The organism is Planktotalea sp., assembly GCF_039984035.1.
In the GTDB taxonomy this organism is placed as follows: domain Bacteria; phylum Pseudomonadota; class Alphaproteobacteria; order Rhodobacterales; family Rhodobacteraceae; genus Planktotalea.
Window position 1 is genome coordinate 1 of the sequence record NZ_JBDWVM010000236.1, and the last position, 4,357, is coordinate 4,357.

Below are 4,357 nucleotides of genomic sequence, written 5' to 3' on the forward strand. Positions count from 1 at the left end.
GCTTACATCAAATCCGGTGATGCGCGGCTTGGGGAACAGATGCGTCTTGTGTCGCCTGTCACGCAGAGCGAAGTCGTGGTTGAAGTCACCTCAGCCCATTTTGTTGATCCGGAAGGAGGACGCCAACGTGCATAGTTTAACAGCGATCACGCCACTGGGCGGCACATCTGCCCGCGTCGATACGATTGGCGATTTGACTTTGACAGAGAATATCGATCTCGCCTTGGCATCTGTTCATGCGCGGCTTTGTCACGAAGAGGCGTGCAAAGAAAAGCTGAACGCCCAGCTCAATGCTGCTGTCCCTGAAGTGGGCAAAGCTGTGTTTGCCGACCCGCTCAGTGCCTTTTGGACAGGGCCGGATCAGTGGATGCTCAGCGCACCCTTTGAGAGCCATGAAACCATCGCACTGGATTTGGCACCTGTCTTTGCCGGTATAGGTTCCGTCACTGAGCAAACGGATGCTTGGGCGAGTTTCGATTTAACCGGTCAATCTGTCGAAGCCGCGATGGAATTGCTCTGCGGAATTAACATGCGCAGTTTTGGCCCAGCGGATGTACAGCGCACATCCATTCACCATCTTGGGTGTTTTGTACTCCATCTGGAAGCGGCACAGGGTTTACGTATCATGGGGCCGCGTGCCTCTGCTGGTTCTGTGCATCATGCGATTATTACTGCGATGCGCTCGATAGCCTAAAGGGAAAATTTTTTTACTAAAGGGAAATTTTTTCACCTATAGTAAAGTCAGATAATGAGAGTCGGGGGGAGTAATGACAGATATTGTCTTTGTGAAACCGCGCTATTATGTGACTGAAAATGAAAATTGAAGCGGTATCGCCTGAAATGGTTGTCAAACTTAACCAAGATCCACACGTCACCTCGGTCGGTGAGCGTGAGAAAGTTCTTGAGGTCGCAATTGGTCGCGAGGTGCGCGCCTTTCGCAAACAAAAAGAGATCACAGTCGCGGAGCTGGCGACGAAGACGGGCCTGTCGATTGGGATGCTCTCAAAGATTGAGAACGGCAATACCTCTCCCTCGCTCAGCACATTGCAGACCCTAGCGAATGCTCTGTCGGTTCCACTGACCAGCTTCTTTCGCCGCTTTGAGGAACAGCGCTCAGCGGTTCATACAAAAGCAGGTGAGGGTGTTGAGCTAGAACGCGAAGGAACGCGCGCTGGGCATCAGTATAACCTGCTCGGTCACATTGGCGCTAATTCCAGCGGCGTTATCGTTGAACCCTATTTGATTACACTTACGGGAAAATCAGATGTTTTTCCCGCGTTCCAGCATGGTGGGATTGAGACCATCTACATGCTTGAAGGCAAAGTAGACTATCGTCACGGCGATGATGTCTATTCCTTGGAGGCAGGGGATACGCTGTTCTTTGACGCTGATGCACCGCACGGGCCTGAAGTTCTGGTCGAACTACCCGCGCGCTATCTTTCGATTATCAGCTACCCACAATCCGTGCAGTAAATCGTAAGGTGCGTGGTTTCACGCACCCTACTTTTAGATTTCTAGGGCAGGCTCAGTTTCTTGATCTGGCCAAATTCCTGCACTTGTCGGCTTCCCATCATCAAACTTTGATAGGTAATCCAGCATCATTGGACGGTTGTCGATGAAACCTTTATAGGTCGCCAATTCTTCAGGAAGATCGCGGATCACACGGTGCAAACGACGACCCCATTTGGGCATCGTCATCAAATCCTCAAAGCTGCACAGGTAACAGCGGATCGGGAAGACCAACGCGTTAGAACGGGGGAGCCGGAAGAAAGTTTGTAGCTCGACCCGAAGGTGCTGTTTGGAGCCGATGTTTTCAGGCGTGAGTGTTGTCTTTTGCACGCCCCATTTATGATAGTTCTCTGGTGATGTGTCGAGCAGCGGGTTCACTGTCATTGTCCAGTTCAACCGCCGCGCTGGCGCGCCTTGCTGGATATTAAGCAGGAACTTTAACGCGCGTACGAAGATACCCTTCTCATGTGCCAATGGCACAGGCGCGTGCCATTCAAAGAAGTTCATCCCGATATCGAAATCAAGCGACCAATCGGCCTGCGTTGTGACCGTGCCTGCATCCATCCACAGGTTATCGTCACGCTGATCAAGTACGCAGAAATCGCCCTGCGCTTGGCGCGTGATATATTCCATCGGGCCATAGGGCAGGGTGGCCTCATCCAAGAAGGTAAAGGTGTCATCAATTCCAAGAGGTTTGTTCACCCAGCGCCATTGATCGCCGTCGCGGTGCAGCTCGAACAAATCGGGATAGTCCTCTGATTTGCTCACCATGATCAGTTCGAGCAAATCCCATCCCGCAAGCGTCATATGCGGCAGGCTTTGGCAGCGGAGCGGATCATCGGCCAGAACCATCGCGCGGTCGCGCATTTCTGCGACGTAGTGCTCGTCCACATCAAAGCGTTTTTCATAGACCGACCCTTCAGGGCCGCCGCGATGTTGTTCCATGTTGACCGAATACATGTAGCTGTCTTCGTGGAACGGAAACGGAAAGCGTTTGATCGCCCATTCGGAGTTTTTGAACGTGTAATCGTCGCGGAAGGTTTCTTCGTTGAATTGAATGGTCATAGCAATCCCCTATCGGTCCAGCACGAGGGTCTTGCCCTCAAATCGCGAGACGCATGGCATGATCTTGTCGCCCGATGCGTGTTCTTCTTCTTCGAGCCAATGATCGCGGTGAATGAAGTTTCCAGCGTAGTCGATTACGCGGGTTTCACATTGCCCACAAGCGCCGCCGCGGCAGAGATATGGGGCATCAACGCCGCTCCGCTCCATTGCTTCCAGCAGGCTTTCGTCCTCACCCACTTGGATGACTTTGTTGGAGACAGCGAGCTTGACCTCAAACGGCTTGCCCGGTTGGGGTGCAAGGAATTCCTCGTAGTGCACCGCTTCGCTTGGCCAGCCGAGTGTTTCGGCGGTGGAGCGTACCCAATCGATCATCCCCTTTGGCCCGCACACATAGACATGGGTACCGATGGGTTGGCCGTTCAGCAGGTTCTCTAGTTCAATCGTTTGGTCCTGATCGTCGTAGTAAACATTGGCCTCGTAGGGATGTTTGGATGTCAGCTCGTCCACGTAAGAGCCTAGCGCCTCATTGCGACAGGCATAATGCAGCTCCCATGAGCCGCCCAAACGTTCGCATTGTTTGATTTGGCTGAGGAAGGGTGTGATGCCTATGCCGCCTGCTAAGAACAGGTGCTTTTTAGCGCGCAAATCCAGCGAGAAGAGGTTCACAGGGTAGCTGATCACCATTTGATCGCCGACGGTGACCCGTTGATGCATGAAGAGCGATCCACCGCGCCCTTCGTCATCGCGGCGCACGGAAATTGTGTAGGCCGATTGATCCATGGGATCAGACATGAGCGAGTAGGGGTTGAGGCGGGTTGTTTTACCGTCCTTCATCTCGACAACCGTATGCGCGCCGCCGGAGAACGTGGGGAGTAGGCCACCATCTGTGCGCTCAAACTTGAAACGCGTGACCAGTTCATTCACAGGTGTAATTTCCGTGACAGTTACGTCGATTTTCTCTGCACCGCTCATTCGTAAATCCCCTTTGAGTCTGGAACATTTCCGGGGTCTTCTGCGTCGATGCACACGCCTTGATAGGCGGCCAAGCGACGGGAATAGTGATCGCGTACGAACAGGTTCAAGCCGCAGTGCGAACAGACGAAGGGATCAATCTCGACTTCTTCTGTGATGCCTTTGCAATGCACGCATTGCATCCGTCGTGCTGTGCTGCCGCGATGTTCTGTTTGAATAGCTGTGTGGGGAATGCCCGCATCTGTACAGGCGCGCATGGCTTGCCCCATCAAACCTTCGGTGCCTGCGAGATAGACTTGTGTGCTCATCTTGGCGTCTTGCAACACGCGCTCAATACGCGATGCGGCGGCCGCGTAGCTTGGGCCTTCATAATATTGCGCTGGGTTCAAAGCGCGCAGTGCGTCGCCGAAGGTAGTGCCTTTAGCTATAAAAATGATGTGCGCGCGCGCCGCGAGTTCAGGCGTTGCAACGTCCAGAAGCGCCTCTGCGCCTTCTGCATCTGCGATCATGAGGTGATGCATACCTGCGCGCGGCTCTAGCGTGCCCCAGACAGGGCGGCTTTTGATGGAAGGAGGAAATTCGAATTTTGACATGGGTCTCCCTTGGGGTCTCCCCGTTTGGAAATTGCCTGTGACAGCGAAAAGGGCACAAGGTTCAAACCCTGTGCCCTGAGTGCGAAGTGGATCAGCCTTTTGCGGTGCGGATCGATTTGTCTTTGTCGTAGAAGGGCATTTCTTCCGCCGATGCGGCCAATTCGGTGCCATCGGGCTGTACGACCGTTAGCTTTGTGCCAGCTTTTGCCACCTCTGGT

At 53.5% G+C, this 4,357-nt stretch carries 5 protein-coding genes and 1 pseudogene; 2 read left to right on the plus strand and 4 right to left on the minus strand.

Features of this window, described 5'->3' with window-relative positions:
- Nucleotides 1-127 precede the first annotated feature (127 nt).
- Together ABJQ89_RS10635 and ABJQ89_RS10640 are read left to right on the plus strand one after the other, a co-directional pair.
- Nucleotides 128-694, plus strand: a complete 567-nt coding sequence (locus ABJQ89_RS10635) for a sarcosine oxidase subunit gamma (protein WP_348496215.1) — start codon at nt 128-130, stop codon at nt 692-694.
- A 146-nt stretch (nt 695-840) separates the two neighbouring features.
- Nucleotides 841-1,473 carry an XRE family transcriptional regulator gene (locus tag ABJQ89_RS10640; RefSeq protein ID WP_348496219.1) on the plus strand — a complete coding sequence of 211 codons (633 nt, stop codon included), beginning with the start codon at nt 841-843 and terminating at the stop codon, nt 1,471-1,473.
- 33 nt (nt 1,474-1,506) lie between these two features.
- Here ABJQ89_RS10640 and ABJQ89_RS10645 read toward each other — a convergent pair whose 3' ends face one another.
- The 4 genes and pseudogenes from ABJQ89_RS10645 to ABJQ89_RS10660 form a co-directional block, all read right to left on the minus strand.
- Entirely contained in the window at nt 1,507-2,574 is a 1,068-nt protein-coding gene (locus tag ABJQ89_RS10645) for a DUF3445 domain-containing protein (RefSeq protein WP_348496216.1), read from the minus strand.
- Between the two features lie 9 nt (nt 2,575-2,583).
- Nucleotides 2,584-3,546: a PDR/VanB family oxidoreductase gene (locus ABJQ89_RS10650; RefSeq protein WP_348496217.1), complete on the minus strand. Its 963-nt coding sequence runs from the start codon at nt 3,544-3,546 to the stop codon at nt 2,584-2,586.
- Nucleotides 3,543-4,139, minus strand: coding sequence for a dimethylamine monooxygenase subunit DmmA family protein (locus tag ABJQ89_RS10655; protein ID WP_348496218.1), 597 nt, complete (start codon nt 4,137-4,139; stop codon nt 3,543-3,545). Before ABJQ89_RS10655 ends, ABJQ89_RS10650 begins: the two co-directional genes overlap by 4 nt.
- 91 nt (nt 4,140-4,230) lie before the next feature.
- Nucleotides 4,231-4,357, minus strand: a pseudogene (locus tag ABJQ89_RS10660) (aminomethyl transferase family protein); the annotation flags it as partial.